Below are 16689 nucleotides of genomic sequence, written 5' to 3'. Positions count from 1 at the left end.
CCGTGGGATATTTCTGCCATTCGAGAGAGGCATGCGGCCGTCTCGGCTGGCCCAAGAACGGAGTGATGAGCATGAGCGACCTTAAGGCTACCGTCGAGCGGTACCTGGAGATCTGGAACGAGCCTGACGCCGACACCCGCGCCAAGAAGATCAGCGAGGTGTGTACCGAGGACGTCACCTTCACCGACCCCATGGCGAGCGTGTCCGGCGGCGAGGGGGTCAACGGTCTGATCGGGGCCGTGCGGAAGCAGTTCCCGGGCCTCGTGTTCACACTCGCGGCGCCGGCCGACGCGCACCACGACATCGCCCGGTTCACCTGGAACCTCGCGCCGGCCGGTGCCACCGAGCCGGTGGTGGTCGGGTTCGATGTCGTCAAGACGGGGCCGGACGGCCGGATCGTGGCCGTCTACGGCTTCCTCGACAAGGTGCCGTCCGCCTGACCGGTCGGGGCCGGTGACGGCCGCGACGTCAGCACACGCGAACAACTCCTCAGATCCGGCCAAGGTTTTCGGGCTCCCCCGCCCGAAAACCTTGGCCGGATTGTCGTCTCGCCCGCACAGACGCTTCCGGCAGCCGTGGCCGACTGCGAGCTGACCGGCACAGGATCGGAGAACCGGTTTCATGACCCAAGTGAGCCCTGTCCGGACCGCGCCGGACGGCACGACGCCGATCGGCGAACGGCTCGACCGCCTGCCGGTCGTCGGCGCCCACCGCACCATCACCCTGTTGATCGGTGTCGGTCTCTTCTTCGATTATTTCGACAGCAACCTGTCGGGCACGGTCTCCAAGGTGCTCCAGGTCGAGTTCGGAATCGCCGGAACAATGCTCATGCTGTTTCTCGCCTCCGGATTCATCGGCCAGTTCTTCGGCTCCATCCTGCTGGGTCGGATGTCCGACGTGGTCGGTCGGCGAAACGCCTTCATGATCAATTTGGCCACGTACTCCTTCTTCACCCTGCTCGGTGCGTTCGCCCCGAGCGCCGCCTGGCTGATCGTGACCCGGTTCCTCGCCGGTGTGGGGATCGGTGCCGAGCAGACCCTCGCCGACTGCTACCTGGCCGAGGTGGTCCCGGCGCGGCGCCGCGGTCGCTTCATCGCCTGGGCCTACACGATCGCCTTCTGCGGGGTGCCGGCCGTCGGCTTCGCCGCGCTGTGGCTGGCACCGCAGGAGATCCTGGGGCTGGCCGGATGGCGATGGGTCTTCATCCTCGGTGCGGTCGGTACAGCGCTGGTCTGGGTGCTGCGGCGCAGGCTGGTCGAGTCGCCACGCTGGCTGGAGGCCCGGGGGCGCACGGCCGAGGCGGACGCGATCGTCCGTCAGATGGAGCTGTCCGCCGGTATCACCCCGCCCGCCGCCCCGACCGGAGCGGCCGCGCCAGCCAGGCCGTCCCCCCGTCGACCCGGGTACGCCGCGTTGTTCCGGCCGCCCTACCTACGCCGTACCGTCATGCTCTGGATCTTCTGCTTTCTCTCCGTTACCGCCTACTACGGTTTCGGTACGCTCGCGCCGCAGGTGCTGGCCGCCAAGGGCTTCGACATCGTGCAGGGCCTGGGTTTCACCGCCCTGTCGTTCCTCGGCTACCCGATCGGGTCGCTGCTGTCCGTGCCGATCATGGACCGGATCGAGCGACGAACCCTGATCTGCCTGTCGGCCACGCTGATGGCGGTCAGTGGCCTCGGCTTCGGGCTGTCCACGACGGTCTGGATGGTGGTGCTGTCCGGCTTCACCTACACGCTGCTCAGCAACGTCTTCTCCACCGCCTCGCACGTCTACCTCGCCGAGCAGTACCCGACGGCCTTCCGCACCACGGCGGCGGGCGCGGCGTATTCGTTGTCCCGGCTGAGTGCCGCGCTGCTTCCGTTCCTGCTGCTGCCGGTGTTGCAGATCGCCGGGGCGGGCTGGCTCTTCGCGATCATAGCGGCGTGCATGGCGGTGCTGGTCGCCACCGTGTTGACCCTCGGTGAGCGCACCACCGGCACCTCCGTTGACCTACCGACCTCCGACGACGAGCCGGTGCTCGCCGGGCGTCCCGGGTGACCCCGGTGATCCCGGTGATCCCGGTGATCCCGGGGCCAGCGTGTGTCGCCGACCCTCGACCCCACCGCGCCTCGGAGATCTCGGCACGGCTGACTCGGGCGACCCGGAAGGGGACGGATCCACAGGCGAGTGCCGGGTAGCGACTGGGGCGGCCCCGGAAACGAGCCGGGACCGCCCCAATCGGTCATGACGTGTGTGCGAGCCGCTGACCGTGCTCAGCCGAGCACGGCCTGGGTTTGGACGACCAGGCCGACCCGCTGCGGCTCGCCGCGCTCGCGGACGGCGGTCAGGTCCGTCTGGACGACGATGTTGCTGCGACCCACGTGCAGGGCAGTGGCGCGGGCAAGCACCTCGCCCTCGCGTACGGCGGCCAGGAAATTGATCTTGAGTTCGATCGTCGAGGTGACCGCCCCCGGCGGCAGGTTCAGGTGCGCGCAGACCCCGGCCACCGCGTCGGCCAGCGTCACCAGCGCGCCGCCGTGCAGCACCCCGCCGGCCGTACAGCGCTGCGGTGCCCAGGACAGCCGGGCGGTCACCTCCCCGGCGGTGATCCGGTCGAACCGCACGCCGACGGTCTCGGCGAAGGGCATCAGCTCGCGCAGGCTCTGCGCGGTCAGTGGTTGGCCGGGCATGCCCCTGCCCAGCGCGTCCCCGGTGCTCCTCATCGGTCGGCGAGGGTTTCGATCCGGTGCAGGTGGGCGGCGAAGTCGGTGGTCACCGCGAGCGCGTGCGCGTCGATGTAGAAGTGCCCGCCCGGGAACTCGCGGTTGCCCAGGTAGCGCGGGGTCCGGTCGCACCACGAGTCCATCGCGTCCGCGCGCTCCATCAGCGGATCCTCCCGTCCGCCGTACGAGACGATCGGGCAGTCCACCGTGGCACCGTCGTCCACGTACTGCGCGCACACCGCGAGGTCAGCCCGCAGTGCGGGGACGACGAGCGCCAGCATCGCCGGGTTGTCGTAGATCTCGGCGGGGAACGAGCCCAGCTTCTTGATCCATTCGACCATCTCCGACTCGGGCATCTGGCTCTGCTCGGCGGTCGGCTGGAAGAAGCCCTGCGGGGCCCAGCCGGACGTGCCCAGCAGCAGCGGCCCCCGCTCGCCCTCCGCCCGCAACCGCTGGGTCAGCTGGTACGCGAGCTGCGCGCCCATGCAGTGCCCGAAGAAGGCGTACGGCCGGTCGTCCGCCTCGGCCTGGAACGCCTCGTGCAGCGCGTCGAGCAGCGGCTCCCAGTCGTCGTAGGCGGCCTCCTCCCGGCGGTTGTGCCGTCCGGGCAGGGTCACCGCCTGCGGGGCGATGTCCGGCGGAAGCAGGCTGTCCCAGTCGCAGTAGATGATCGCTCCGCTGCCCGCGTGGGGAAAGAGAAACAGTCGGATACGCGCGTCGGGGTCCGGCTCCACCGGGTGGAACCAGTGTCCCGCCGTGGACGTCTGGTCGAGGTGGTAGATCATGGAAGGCTCTCCTGTCGGTAAGTCGGGCGGCGGTGCGTCGGGGACGGGCCCACCGCGACGGTGCGTCAGGCGACCGGGTCGTCGGCGACCGCCGCGCGGACCAACGGAAGCAGCGTCTGGCCGAGCTGCTTGAGCTGGGGCTCGGGGTCGAGTGAACCGATCCGGATGACGATGTGCCGGGCGCCCGCCCGGACGTACTCGATCAGCCAGGCCGCGCACTGGGCGGCGCTACCCCAGCCGTACGCCTGGATCTGCGACATCATCTCCAGCGAACGCCCGTAGTAGCGCTCGACGTAGTGCTCCATCTCCGCCTGCGCCGCCGACTCGTCGTCGTTGACGGTGAGCGTGGCGTACAGGGCGGGAACGACGGCGTCTGCGTCCCGTCCCGCCGCCACGCAGTGCTCGGCGATCGTCTGGCGGGCGGCCTGGTACGCCCGGGGTGACGGTAGGAACGGCAGCCAGCCGTCGTAGTGCCGGGCCACCCGGCGCAGCACCTTCGGGGTGTCGCTGCTGGCCAGCCAGAGCGGCGGGCCGCCCGCTCGTACCGGGCGCACCAGCCGGTCCAGGCCGGCGGCCCGCCAGTGGCGGCCGGTGAACTCCGTCGGCGCGCCGTCGCCGGTGCTGGCCCAGGCCCGCCGCCACAGCGCCACGATCTCGTCGAGGCGGCCCGCCCGGCCCTCGAAGGCGGCCCCGACCAGTCCGAATTCCTCCTCGGTCTCTGGGATGGGAAAGCCCGATCCCAGCCCGAGGACGAGCCGACCTCCGCTGGCGTGGTCGAGACCGGCCGCCATGTTGCTGCCGATCAGCGGATGTCGCAGCGCCGCCGTCAGCGCTGCCGTGCCCAGGGTGATCCGGGACGTCACCGCCGACGCCGCCGCGAGGACGATCATGGGATCCAGCCGGGGTCGGGCGACCAGCGAGTCGCCGGTCCACAGCGAGTCGAAGCCCAGATCCTCGACCTCGCGGGCGAAGTCGAGCAGTGCCGGCATGCCCACGTCGCCGGTGATGGCCTGCTCTCGGGTTGGTAGCAGGATGCCGATCCGTATTCCGTTGGGGACGGTCACGTCAAACTCCCTTCGAGGTGGGACGCGTCGGGCGTCGTCGCGGATTGCAGGCGCTCCCGTACGAGGCGGCGCAGGATCTTTCCGGACGGGTTGCGGGGCAGGTCGGTCACGACGTGGTACTCGACCGGAATCTTGTAGTCGGCGAGCCGCCCGCGCAGGAAGGTGAGCAGCTCGCGTGGGGTCGCCGCCCGGCCCGGACGCAGTACGACGCAGGCGTGCACCGCCTCACCCCACTGTGGATGGGCGACTCCGACGACGGCGACATCGGCCACGGCGGCGTGGTCAGCCAGCGCCGTCTCGACCTCGGCGGGATAGATGTTCTGGCCGGCCACGATGATCGTGTCGTTGATCCGGTCCCGCAGGAACAGGTAGCCGTCCTCGTCCAGATAGCCAGCGTCCCCCATGTGCAGCCACTCGCCCACGAGCGTGCCTGCCGTGGCCTCCGGCAGGTTCCAGTAGCCGAGCATCCGGGCCGGGGTGCGGATGCACACCTGCCCGATCTGCCCTGGCGGCAGTACGGTGCCGTCCCGGTCGATGACCTTTACCTCGGTGCCGGGGCAGGCCCGGCCGGCCGACCGCAGCAGGGGGCTGCCCGGCACGTGTGCCTGCGGCGGTAGGCAGACCGCGACCGTGCCGGTCTCCGTACTCGCGTAGATCTGGGCGAACTCGCAGCCGAACACCTCAAGGCACTGGCGCAGCAGCCCTTCGGAGATCGGCGCGGCACCGTATGCCACCTTGCGCATCGACGCGAACGCCGCCGGCTCGGCCTCCCGCTCGGCCAGCATCATCGCCAGCATCGCTGGTGCCGCGAAGGTCGTGGTGACCCCGTGCTCGCGGATCAGTCGGACCGCCTCCTGTGGCACGAACATCCGCATCACCACGTTGGTCGCCCCGGCGTTGAAGCCGTGCATGAACCAGCCGATGCCGGCGATTCCCAGACCGGGCAGCGAGATCAGGCTGACATCGTCCGGACGCCAGTCGATCCAGTCCACCCCGGCCGCGCGCATCGCCGCCGGCAGCGTGAAGAAGCTGCGATGTGCCAGGACCACACCCTTCGGCCGGCCGGTGGTGCCGCTCGTGTAGATCTGCACCACCGGGTCGTCCGGCCCGGCCCGGTGGGCCGACGCGGCGTCTGCCCGGGGGTCCGGCGCGGCATCGGGGTCGGCCGCGGCTGACCGCCACCGCCTGAGGCCGGCACCCGGGTCTGTTGGATCGTCGGCGTCCAACTCCACCACCGCGCAGGCCTCCGGCAGGTCACGGTGGACCCGGTCGACCAACGGGCGGAACTCCCGTTCGACAAAGATCAACCGCGCGCCGGAGTCCCGTACGATGTGGTCTACCTCGCCCACGGTCAGCCGCCAGTTCACCGGCACGAGGACGATCCCGGCCTTCGCGCAGGCCAGCACCGTCGAGTAGTAGTACTCCGACTCCCGGCCGAGGTAGGCCACCCGGCTGCCGGGACGGATGCCGGTGGCCACCAGCGCGCGGGCCGTCCGGTCGCTGCACTGTTGCAGCTCGGCGTAGGTCATCGTCCGGTCCTGGCAGCGGATCGCCACGTGGGCCGGCCGGTGCCGGGCGTGGGCGGCCGAGGAGGCCGGCAGGGTCCAATCCAGGTGCAGTGTCACGGCTCCTCCAACAGGCAGGTCACGGTGGTGGTCAGGTGACGGCGAGCTGCCGGTCGAGGAACTCGGCGAGCTGCCGTGGCGAGGGATGGTCGAAGACCAGCGAGGCGGGCAACGGAATCCGCAGCAAGGTCTCCAGGCTGTTCTTCAACTCGACGGCCATCAGCGAGTCCAGTCCCAGCGAGACGAATTCGACGCTGGTGTCCAGGTCCCGCGGATCGTCCAGGTGCAGCGCCGCGGCGATCTTCTCGCGCACCAAGCCGTCGAGCAGGGCTCGCCGGTCCACGTCCGGTGCCCGCAGCCGCTGCCGCAGGTCCGCCCCCGGATCTTCGACGGCGGTCGGGTCGATCAGGCGGGCGTACAGCGTGTTGTCCAGCGGGCTGCCGGCGGCGATGCGATCCCAGTCGTACTGGCCGAGCACCCGGTGGTCCGCTCCCCGGCCCCACAGCCCCGCCAACGCGGTCAGCGCCCGTCCCGGGGAGAAGAACCGGATGCCGCTGCGATCAATCTCCCGGCTGAACTGTTCGTCCAGCCGGGCGGACATGCCGACGTGTGCCCAGGCACCCCAGTTCACCGACAGGCCCGGCAGGCCCTGCCGCGACCGCCACTGCGCCAGCCCGTCGAGGAAGGCGCTGGCCGCCGCGTAGTGCGCCTGGGTCGCGCCACCGATCACGGCGGCGATCGAGGAGTACGCCACGAACAGCTCGTGTTCCGGGAAATGCCGGCTCGCCTCGTGGAGCAGCCAACCGCCGTACACCTTGGGGCCGAGTTGCTCGTCGATCGCCTCCCAGGTCAACTTCGCTATCAGCTCCTTGCCGATCGCGCCGGCCGCGTGCACGAAGCCGCCCACCGGCTGCCCGCTCGCGCGTAGTTGCTCGACCATCTCGGTGACGTCCTCGGGCCGGGCGATGTCGGCGCGCAGCAGCGTCACCTCTGCCCGACCACGTAGCTCGTCGAGCGCCTGCTGGGCCTCCGGCGTCGCCCGCCCGCTGCGGCTCACCAGGACCAGCCGGCGGGCACCGAGGTCGACCAGCTTGCGCGCGGTGACCACACCGAGGCCGCCCAGGCCGCCGGTGATGACGTAGGTCCGGTCGGGTCGCACCCGCGCCGCCGAGGGTTCGGCGCTAGCCCCGGTCGGCAGCGTGACGGCCACCGCACCGGGAGGCGCGCCGCCGCGCACCACCCGCAGCGCCTCGTCGAACTCGTCCAACTCGTACTGCTGGGGTAGCGGTCCTCCGACCCCGGCCGCGAGGCGGGCCAGCGCGGCCGCCGCCGGTTCGTCCCCGGCCACCGCCGCAGCGGCGAGCATCGGATCAACCCCCTGGGGTACGGGTAGCGCCCTGGCCGCCGCGACGGTGAGCAGCCCGCGTACGGCCCGGGCGACCGGCACCACGACGCTGTCGCCGACCGCGAAACCGCTGGCGCCACCGGCCTGGGTCACGGTGCCGGCGCAGGCGACCGGAGTGTCCTCGGCCGACCGGGGCACCGCGATGGCCATCCGCACCTGGATCTCGTCGTCGGCCGGGGTGACCGGTTGCACCGGAACCGCTTCGGTCCGCTCGCCGTCAGCCGTCCGCACCTCGAAGTCGCCCGACCAGTGCGGCGTCTGCTCGCCGGCCAGCAACCGACGGACGTGCCGGTCACCGGAGCGTAGCGCCACCTGGAACCCGTCCGGCCGAGCCGCCAGCAACTCCCGGCTCAGTGCCGCGAGATCGGCCGTGCAGCCCAGGTCGACCAGGGTCGCCCGGTACTGGGGGTACTCGGTGAGCAGCACCGTACCGAAGCCCCACAGCGAGGCGGCGGCCAGTCGTTCACCGGTCTGCGGCCGGTCGCCGGGCAGCCACTGCGCCCGCTCGGTCACCAGCCACAGTCGCGGCGGCCGGTCCAGTCCGGCACTGTCCACCGCACCGACGGTCGCCAGCAGGCTGCGGTAGTTGCGTTCACACTCGGCCCGCAGCCCCGCCGAACTGACCGGCGCGTCGTCGCCGCGCCAGAACCAGGCGACATCGGTGACGGCCGCGCCGCGCAGCGCCTGGCTGAGCGCGTCCGGGTCCGGTGCCGATGTCACGGTCAGGTCGGACCCGGCGGTGCGCGTCAGCTCGGCGGCCGTCACGGGGCCGGCGTTGGCCAGGAGCACGTGGCGGGCTCCCGGTCGCGCGACGACCGGATTGGAGTCGCGCAGCCAGCGCAGCCGGTGTACGAACGGGCTGCGCCGGTCGGCGTCCGCCGCCGCCGCGAAGCCGACCCGGCGCAACCGGGCCACCGGCTTGTCGCCGTCGAACAGCAGGAGGTCGACCTCGGCCTCGGCCCGTGGACCGGCGGGGTCCCCGCGATCATCCGATCGCGCCGGGTCCGGGTAGCGCACCACCGCCCGAACCGATACGCGTTCGCCCCTCGGCCGGCGGAACAACCGCAGGTGCCCCACGGACACCGGCATGAGCTCCAGTCCGGTCTCGTCCAGTGCGGTGGCGACCTGCAGCGCCGCGTCGAGCACCTCGACGGGCAGCAGCTCCCCGGGTGTGGCCAGCCGGTTGACCAACTCGCCGGTGCGCACATCGCCGTGGCGGGCGACGCGGCGCAGCAGCCGCACGCGGGGTCCGTACGCGCGGCCGACGGAGGCGAGGTCGGTGTAGACCTCGGTGCCGTCGCGTACCTCGTCGGGTTCGCCGTCGCGCGGGACACTGTCGGGCGGCACCACCGCCTCGGTGTCGTCGGCCAGCACAGCGGTGGCGTGGACGGTCTCCGTGTCCCCCTGGCCGGTGCTGATTACCAGCTCGGCCATGGCCGAGGTGCGCCGCAGTCGGGTGCGGACCGTGGTCTGGTCCTCCTCGTCGGCCGTCAGTGGTGCGTGGATCTGCAGGTCCCGAATCGATCCGCCAGTGTGGCCGAAGACCGCCTCCATGGCCGCGAGCGCGTGCTCCACGAAGCCGGCCAGCGGCATCACCACCCGGCCGTCCACGGTGTGCCCGTCGATCTGACTTGGACCGCCGGCGGGCCAGTCCGCGCTGAACTCCCAGCGGTCGTCGGAGACGTCGCCGGTCGTGGTGTCGGTGACGCGCATGCCCAGCAGCGGGTGGTGGCCGAGCGTGCTCGCGCTCGCCGTACCGGTCGATCCGGACCGGTCCAGCGGCAGCCAGTACCGCTTGCGCTGGAAGTCGTAGCTCGGCAGCTTGATCGGTCGCGTTGGCCGGCCCTGGTGCACGCCCGCGAAGGCGACGCTGAGCCCGGCGGTGTAGAGCGCGCCGAGCGAGCGGAGGATGACCTCAGAGCCGGGCCGTCGGCGGCTGACGCTCGCGACCCATTGATGGTCGCCGGCCGGGACGCAGCGCTGGGCCAGCGCGGTCAGTGTCGTCGACGGCCCGATCTCGATCATCGCGTGCTTGCCGCGCTTGGTGATCGTGCGCATGCCGGCCAGGAACTGTACGGGCTGCCGAATGTGGCGGACCCAGTAGTCGGGCGTACCGACTTCGGCGAACCGGGCCACCGCACCGGTCACGTTCGACACCATCGTGATTCGCGGCTCGTGGAAGGTGATCCCGGCGATCGCCGCCCTGAATTCCTCGGACACACCGGCCATCAGCGGTGAGTGGAACGCGTGCGAGACGGTGAGCTCCTCCACCCGGAGGCCGCGCTCGCGCAGCTGGGCGACAACCTCGTTGAGGTCGGCCCGGTCGCCGGAGACGACGCACTGGTCGGGGGCGTTCACGGCGGCCAACGCGAGGTCGGGATGGCCGGCCAGGAGCGGCTCCACCTCGTCGGCCGGGGCCTGCACGGCGGCCATCGAACCGGGCCGCGGCTCCGCCTGCATCAGCTTTCCCCGGTGCGCGACCAGCAGCACGGCGTCCGGCAGGCTGAACAGGCCCGCCACCGTGGCCGCGACTACCTCACCGATGCTGTGGCCGATGAGGACGTTGGGCTTGATCCCCCAGGACATCCAGAGCCGGGCGAGGGCGTATTCGACGGTGAACAGCGCGGGTTGGGTCAACCAGGTCTGGTCGATCTCGACGGGGTCGTCGACCTCGCCCAGCAGCAACGCCCGCACCGAGCGGCCCAGGTGCGCGGCGAACAGGTCATCGCATTCGTCCACGTGCTGGCGGAAGACCGGGAACCGCCGGTACAGCGGCTCACCCATCCCCGCGTACTGGGCCCCCTGCCCGCTGAACATGAAGGCGACCTTGCGCACGCCGCTCGGCCCCGGCAGGTCCGGGTTCGCCGCGGCGCGGTCGAGTAGCGCCATGAGCTGCGCCCGGTCGGCGACCACACCGGACAGCCGATGGCTGTGGTGGGCTCGGCCGACGTTGCTGGTGTGGCAGATCCGGTCGATGTCCACGTCAGGGTGGTCGGTGAGATAGCGGTGATAGCTGTCGACCTGCCGACCGAGGGCGGAGGCACCCTTGGCCGACAGGGTGAACAGCACCGGCTCGGCGGACGGCGGTCGCGGTGCCGCCGGCTGCGTCGGTTCCGGCCGGGGCGGCTGCTCCAGCACGACGGCGGCGATGGTGCCGGCGAAGCCGAAGCTGTTGACGACCGCGCGGCGCACTGGGTCGGTCCACTCGCGGCAGGTGGTGGGCACCTCCACCGGGTACGTCGTCCAGGGAATACGGCCGGACGGGTTCACCAGGTTCAGGTGTGGATAGATGGTGGCCGTACGGACCTGCAACGCCGCCTTGATCACCCCAACGATGCCGGAGGCGGGCTCCATGTGCCCCAGGTTGGTCTTCACCGAGCCGACGATCAGCGGCCGCTGCTTGGAGTGCGACTGGGCGAACACGTCGTTGATCGCGCTCATCTCGATCGGATCACCCAGCGGGGTACCGGTGCCGTGCGCCTCGACGTACCCGATGTCCTGCGGGGCCAGCCGGGCCGCGGCAAGGGACTGGCGGATCACCTGTTCCTGCGCGGCACCGTTGGGGACGGTGAGACCGGCGCTGTCACCGTCCTGGCCGACGGCGGTGCCGCGGATCGTGGCCAGCACGTCCCGGCCGTCGCGCAGCGCGTCGCTCAGCCGCATCAGGACCACGACCCCGCAACCCTCGGCCCGCACGTAGCCGTCGGCCGACTCGTCGAAGGTTTTGCACTGTCCGTCGGGGGCCAGCATCTGCCCGTGCGAGAAGATCACCGGAATCCGGGGGTGGTGCAGCGCGTTGACCCCGGCGCACAGCGCGATATCGCTTTCCCGGCGGCGCAACCCCTGCACGGCCATGTGCATCGCGGCGAGCGACGACGAGCAGGCGGTGTCCACGCTGATGCTGGGGCCGCGCCACCCGAGGAAGTAGGACAGCCGGCCGGACAGCGGGAACATGGTGATGCCGGAGGCCAGGTGTCCGTCCAGCTCCGGGTATGGCAGCGCGTCGATCTCCAGGGCGTAGTCGATGGAGCTGGCACCCACGTAGACGCCGCCGTTGCCGCGGCGCAGGCCGGTGGGGTCGATGTTGGCGTTCTCCAGCGCCTGCCACGCCGTCTCCAGCAGGATGCGCTGCTGGGGATCGATGTACTGGGCCTCCTTGGGCGAGATGTTGAAGAAAGCCGCGTCGAACTCGTCGATCCGGTCGAGGAAGCCGCCGCCAGTGGTGTGGATTTTGCCCCGTTCGCCGGGCTCGGTGGGAGTGAAGGCCGCGACGTCCCACCGGTCGTCGGGCAGTGGCCGGATGCCCGACCGTCCCTCGCGCAGAAAGGCCTCGAAGTCGTCCAGGCAATCGCAGCCACCGGGGAAGCGCAGCCCGACACCGACGATGGCGATCGGCTCGTACTTCTCGGCCAGCAGGCTGTCCAGCGTCTCGACCGGCCGGTCACGAAGATCGGTCACCGGGACGCCTCCTCGGTGGTTGACCCGGCCATCGCGCGGGTCAGATGGTCCACGAGCTGTTCGATGGTGGGCTGGCTGAACACGACCGCCGCGTCGATTCCGATGCCCAGCTGGTCCTCTAGTGAGCTTCTGATCTCGATCAGGCGTAGCGAGGTCAGGCCGAGGTCGAAGAAGCCGCTGTCCAGCGGCAGGTCCTCGTCGGGCTCCATCAGCAGTGCCCGCCGGAACTGCGCGAGGATCAGGTTCTCCAGCGTCTCGCGGCGCTCGGACGGGGGCAGCGCGGCCAGCTCGTAGGGGGTGGGCAGGGCTTCGGTCATGTCGGCACCTCGCGATCGGCGCGTCACAGGGCAGGAGGAGGGGCGGCCGCCGGGACACGGCGCCTGGCAGCCGGAGCGGAGGGCTGGGCCCACCCGGGCAGGGTGGGTGGGTTCAGGCGGTGTCCACCGCCGGCTTGCCGCCCCGCCGGGCCGGCTCGCTCACCTCGTGCAGGAAGGTGGCGACCTCCCGGTACGACGTGAACAGACCGACCTCGCGGTACGGAATGCCGTGACGCTCGCAGTAGTCACGGACCATGGGCCGGCAACGGCCGAGGTTCATCCGCGGCATGGTCGGGAAGAGGTGATGTTCGATCTGGTAGTTGAGCCCGCCGTAGAGGAAGTCCACCAGCGGGGACGGCTTGATGTTGCGGGAGGTGAGCACCTGCCGCTCCAGCCAGTCGAGCGACTCCTCGCCCCGGCGCACCTCCATCCCCTTGTGGTTGGGGGCGAAGATGAGCCCGAAGTAGACTCCGAGCACCATCTGCTGCACCAGGACGAAGACGATCGCGATCGCCGGCGACAGCACGATGAACACCGCACCCAGGTAGATGGCGGCGTGCGCGAGCAGTAGGGCAGCCTCCACCCACGGCTGACGCACGTCGCGGCGCAGCAGCGCCAGCACCGACGTGCGGTGCATCTTGTACGCCTCCAGCGTGAGCAGGACGAAGAACATGATCCCCTGGTGCCGTACGACCCAGCGTTGCCAGGGGCCACGGGTGTCGTACTGCGACATGTCGAAGATCGCCGTACGCCGTCCGATGTCCGGGTCCAGATCGATGTTGTTGGGAAAACTGTGGTGCCGGTTGTGGTGGTTTACCCACCAGCCGTAGCTCACCCCGTTGGCGAGGTTGGCGTGCACCCGGCCCATCCAGGTCGCCGCGGACCCGCGGAACATCGCCTTGTGACCCGCGTCGTGCCACATGAAGGCACTCTGTGCGGCGGACATGCCCATCCACGCGGCGACCGCCACCTGCCACCACGAGTCGCCGATGAGGAAGAAGGCCACCAATCCGGCACCGAAGAGAGCGGCGTTGAACGCCAGCCTGGGGTAGTACCGGCCCGGCGCCAGGTCGAGCAGGCCGGCCGCCCGGACCTCCCGGGCGAGGGCCGCGAAGTGGGCCCCGACCTCGCCGGACGAGGCCTGCGCCGGATCGACGCCGACCAGGCCACTGCGGGGTGCCGTCGGGGCACCCGCCGTCGTGTTCGGTTTGGCATGCATGCGCGATCTCCTTGGAGAGTTCCTGTTCTGCCCAGGGTGGGCACGCCCCCTGATACCGTCCTGACCGCCCGCTGACATCCCACCGGGCGGTGCCCGGCGGCCATCGCGGTCGGTGATCGCGGAGTCTCACTGCGGCAGGTTGTCGTGCCGGAAGCGGGGTCGCCGGGCGTCGCCGCTGGCCGCCAGCAGGGCGGCGAGCATCGGCCGGGTGCTGACCGGTTCGATGATTTCGTCAACCGACATGCGGTCGGCTGACAGCTCGGCGCGCATCGCCTCGTCCTGGTAACGGGCGATCAGCTCGTCGCGGCGGCCGGGATCGGCCGCGAGGTCCCGGCGGTAGATGATGTCCACCGCTCCCTCGGCACCCATGACGGCCATCTGCGCGCCGCGCCAGGCCAGCACGGCGTCCGCCCCCAGGGCCTTGGAGTTCATGACGATGTACGCCCCGCCGAAAGCCTTGCGTAGCACCACCGTCAGCCGAGGTACGGTCGCCTCGGCGTAGGCGAACAGCAGTTTGGCCCCCCGGCGGATCACACCGCCGGACTCCTGCCTGGCCCCCGGCAGGAAGCCCGGCGTGTCCACCAGCGTGATGAGGGGCAGCCCGAAGGCGTCGCAGAGACGGACGAACCGAGCACCCTTCTCGGCGGCGTTGATGTCCAGCGTTCCGGCCATCGCGTTGGGCTGATTGGCGACCACCCCGACCGGGCTGCCCTCCAGCCTGGCGAAGCCGGTCACCAGGTTGCGGGCGAACCCTGGTTGTAGTTCCAGGAAGCTGTCCCGGTCCACCACGGCACGCACGACCCGGCGCACGTCGTACGGGATGCGGTGGTTGATGGGCACGTCGGGCATCGGTTCCGGCGGTGCCGGGGTCGACCTGGGTGGCTGGTCCCAGCACGAGCTGGGCAGGTACGACAGCACCCGGCTCGCCAGCCGCAACGCCTCGTCGGCGTCGGCCGCGACGAGATGGGCGACGCCGGACTGCCGCATGTGGACATCGCTGCCGCCCAGCGTCTCCGCGGTGACGTCCTCACGGGTGACCGCCTTGACCACGGCCGGCCCGGTGAGGAACATGTGGGCCCGCTGCCGCTGCATGATGACGATGTCGGTCAACGCCGGCGAGTAGGTCGCACCGCCGGCGCAGGGGCCGAGGATCACGCTGATCTGGGGTATCCGGCCGGACTGCCGGACGTTGGCCTGGAAGATCCGGCCGTACCCGTCGAGTGCTGAGACCCCCTCCTGGATCCGGGCACCGCCGGAGTCGATCAGCCCGACGACGGGTGTACGTGCCCGTTCCGCCCAGCGCATGACCCGTACGATCTTGTCGGCGTGCGTCTCGCCGAGTGATCCACCGAGTACGGCGGAGTCCTGTGCGAACAGCGCCACCGGCCGCCGGTCGATGCGACCGATCCCGGTGATCACGCCGTCGCCGGCCGGCCGGCGACGCTGCATGTCGAACGCGGTCACCCGGTGCCGCGCCATGCTGGCGAGTTCGACGAACGAGTCGGGGTCGGTGAGTGTGAGCAGGTGTCTGCGGGCCAGGCCGACCGGTCGGTCCGCGCCGGCCGGGGCGGACCCACCCGTCGGGGCGGCCGCCGATGCCGCGTCGATCGGCGCGGTGGCCCCCGCCGACCGGGTGCCGGGCACCTGGGGCGGTGTCAGCTCGACGGTACTGGTGCCATCGATGGGCGTCATCATGGTGCGGCCACCACCAGTGCGGCGTTCTGCCCGCCGAAGCCCAGCGACGTGCTCAGTGCCAGGTCGATCCGCCGGGGGGTCGGCTTCGCCGCGACCTGAATGGCGATCTGCGGGTCTGGGTCGTCGAGGTTTGCCGTCGGCGGCACGAGACCATCCTCGATGGCCAGTACGGTGAACGCCGCCTCCACCGCCCCGGCCGCGCCGAACAGATGGCCGGTGACGCCCTTGGTCGACGTGACCAGGGCCGAGTCGGCCAGAACTCGATGCAGCACCTGTGCCTCCACCAGATCGTTGAGGGGTGTGGCCGTACCGTGGGCATTGACGTGGTCGATCTCGCCCGGATCGACGTCAGCGTCGGACAGCGCCGCGCGGATCGCCCGCTCGAACCCCTGGCCCTGCGGGTCCGGCGCGGTGACGTGGTGGCTGTCGGCAGTGGCACCGAAGCCTGTGATCCGTGCTCGGACCCGCGCGGACCTGGCCCGCGCGTCGGCCACCCGTTCCAGGACGAGTACGCCCGCCCCCTCGCCCGCGACGAACCCGCTTCGCTGCGCGTCGAACGGCCGGGAGGCGGCGGCCGGCTCCGCCGACCTGCGGGACAACGCGCCCATCTGGGCGAACCCCGCCATCACCAAGGGCGTGATCATGGCCTCGCTTCCGCCGGCCAGCACGATGTCGCAGCGGTCGAGCAGAAGCAGATCCCGGGCCAGACCGATTGCCGTACCGCCCGAGGCGCAGGCGGTGGCCACCACGAGGTTGGGGCCGGTGGCGGCCAGTTCGATGGCGACCTGTCCGGCCGACATGTTGGGTAGCTGCATGGGCAGCAGCAGCGGGGACACCTGGCCGGTGCCCTCCGCCAGCATCAGCTGGTGTTGCTGCTCCACCGTGGTCGGCCCGCCGTCGGCGCAGCCCAGCACGACGCCAACCCGCGTGCCGTCCCATCGCCCGGGATCGAGTCCGGCGTCGGCGACCGCCTCCTGGGCGGCCACCACGGCGAACTGCACGAACGGGTCGAGCCGACGAGCCCGCCGGGGGCCCAGCAACGCCGTGGCGGCGAAGCCGGGCACCCGGCAACAGAAGTCGACCGGGCCGCCGGCGAGGGCCGGATCGTATGCGGCCGTCGGTTCTCCCGCGCACACCCTGGCCCAGCTCGCCTCGACGCCGATGCCCGCCGGGCTGACCAGCCCGAGGCCGGTCACCGCGACATCGTGGCGCGCCATCAGACCCTCGCGCTACGGGCCTGCGCGAGCTCCACGATGGCGTTGAGGCTCTGTGCCTCGAGCAGTTCGTCGTCGGAGAGCGACACGCCCAGCTCCTTGTTCATCACCAGACCCAGTTCGACGATGTCGAGGGAGTCCAGCTCCAGGTCCTTCAGCGTCGACTCAGGGGTGATCTCGGCCAGGTCGAGCTGGAACTTCGTGGCCATGATCTGTCGTAGTTGGTCGAACATCTCGCCTTCCCTTCTCACGGTGCCGCCGTCAC

Annotated in this window: 12 protein-coding genes; 2 read left to right on the top strand and 10 right to left on the bottom strand. The window is 71.0% G+C overall.

All coding sequences use genetic code 11. The features are described from left to right. Window positions 1-71 precede the first annotated feature (71 nt). Together SALPAC6_RS0103590 and SALPAC6_RS0103585 are read left to right on the top strand one after the other, a co-directional pair. A complete protein-coding gene (locus SALPAC6_RS0103590; RefSeq protein WP_018252075.1) occupies window positions 72-440 on the top strand; it encodes a nuclear transport factor 2 family protein in 369 nt (122 codons plus the stop codon). A gap of 181 nt (window positions 441-621) precedes the next feature. Next, window positions 622-2037 (top strand): MFS transporter, encoded by a 1416-nt coding sequence (locus SALPAC6_RS0103585; protein WP_018252074.1) that lies wholly within the window; start codon window positions 622-624, stop codon window positions 2035-2037. A 215-nt stretch (window positions 2038-2252) separates the two neighbouring features. Here SALPAC6_RS0103585 and SALPAC6_RS0103580 read toward each other — a convergent pair whose 3' ends face one another. The 10 genes from SALPAC6_RS0103580 to SALPAC6_RS0103535 all read right to left on the bottom strand — a co-directional run bounded on the left by SALPAC6_RS0103580 (window position 2253) and on the right by SALPAC6_RS0103535 (window position 16675). After that, on the bottom strand, window positions 2253-2702 hold the full coding sequence (locus tag SALPAC6_RS0103580; protein ID WP_223874258.1) for a PaaI family thioesterase: 450 nt from the start codon (window positions 2700-2702) through the stop codon (window positions 2253-2255). Continuing rightward, the gene (locus tag SALPAC6_RS0103575) at window positions 2699-3487 is read right to left on the bottom strand and encodes a thioesterase II family protein (protein WP_018252072.1); all 789 of its coding nucleotides are present in this window, start codon (window positions 3485-3487) and stop codon (window positions 2699-2701) included. The genes SALPAC6_RS0103580 and SALPAC6_RS0103575 overlap by 4 nt, the downstream gene beginning before the upstream one ends. Before the next feature lie 65 nt (window positions 3488-3552). Next, window positions 3553-4551, bottom strand: coding sequence for an LLM class flavin-dependent oxidoreductase (locus SALPAC6_RS0103570; protein ID WP_018252071.1), 999 nt, complete (start codon window positions 4549-4551; stop codon window positions 3553-3555). Continuing rightward, window positions 4548-6176, bottom strand: a complete 1629-nt coding sequence (locus SALPAC6_RS0103565; RefSeq protein WP_018252070.1) for a long-chain-fatty-acid--CoA ligase — start codon at window positions 6174-6176, stop codon at window positions 4548-4550. The genes SALPAC6_RS0103570 and SALPAC6_RS0103565 overlap by 4 nt, the downstream gene beginning before the upstream one ends. Before the next feature lie 31 nt (window positions 6177-6207). After that, entirely contained in the window at window positions 6208-11979 is a 5772-nt protein-coding gene (locus tag SALPAC6_RS30680; protein WP_018252069.1) for a type I polyketide synthase, read from the bottom strand. Further along, on the bottom strand, window positions 11976-12296 hold the full coding sequence (locus tag SALPAC6_RS0103555) for an acyl carrier protein (protein ID WP_018252068.1): 321 nt from the start codon (window positions 12294-12296) through the stop codon (window positions 11976-11978). The genes SALPAC6_RS30680 and SALPAC6_RS0103555 overlap by 4 nt, the downstream gene beginning before the upstream one ends. 112 nt (window positions 12297-12408) lie before the next feature. Continuing rightward, complete coding sequence (locus tag SALPAC6_RS0103550; protein WP_018252067.1) at window positions 12409-13515, bottom strand: fatty acid desaturase family protein; 1107 nt, start codon at window positions 13513-13515, stop codon at window positions 12409-12411. A gap of 126 nt (window positions 13516-13641) precedes the next feature. Next, the gene (locus SALPAC6_RS0103545; RefSeq protein ID WP_018252066.1) at window positions 13642-15207 is read right to left on the bottom strand and encodes an acyl-CoA carboxylase subunit beta; all 1566 of its coding nucleotides are present in this window, start codon (window positions 15205-15207) and stop codon (window positions 13642-13644) included. Continuing rightward, window positions 15207-16427 (bottom strand): beta-ketoacyl-[acyl-carrier-protein] synthase family protein, encoded by a 1221-nt coding sequence (locus SALPAC6_RS0103540; RefSeq protein WP_018252065.1) that lies wholly within the window; start codon window positions 16425-16427, stop codon window positions 15207-15209. Before SALPAC6_RS0103540 ends, SALPAC6_RS0103545 begins: the two co-directional genes overlap by 1 nt. Continuing rightward, a complete protein-coding gene (locus SALPAC6_RS0103535; RefSeq protein WP_223874418.1) occupies window positions 16427-16675 on the bottom strand; it encodes an acyl carrier protein in 249 nt (82 codons plus the stop codon). Before SALPAC6_RS0103535 ends, SALPAC6_RS0103540 begins: the two co-directional genes overlap by 1 nt. Window positions 16676-16689: the final 14 nt, after the last annotated feature.

The organism is Salinispora mooreana, assembly GCF_000379065.1.
Classification (GTDB): domain Bacteria; phylum Actinomycetota; class Actinomycetes; order Mycobacteriales; family Micromonosporaceae; genus Micromonospora; species Micromonospora mooreana.
This window is presented reverse-complemented; position numbering and strand designations above follow the sequence as displayed.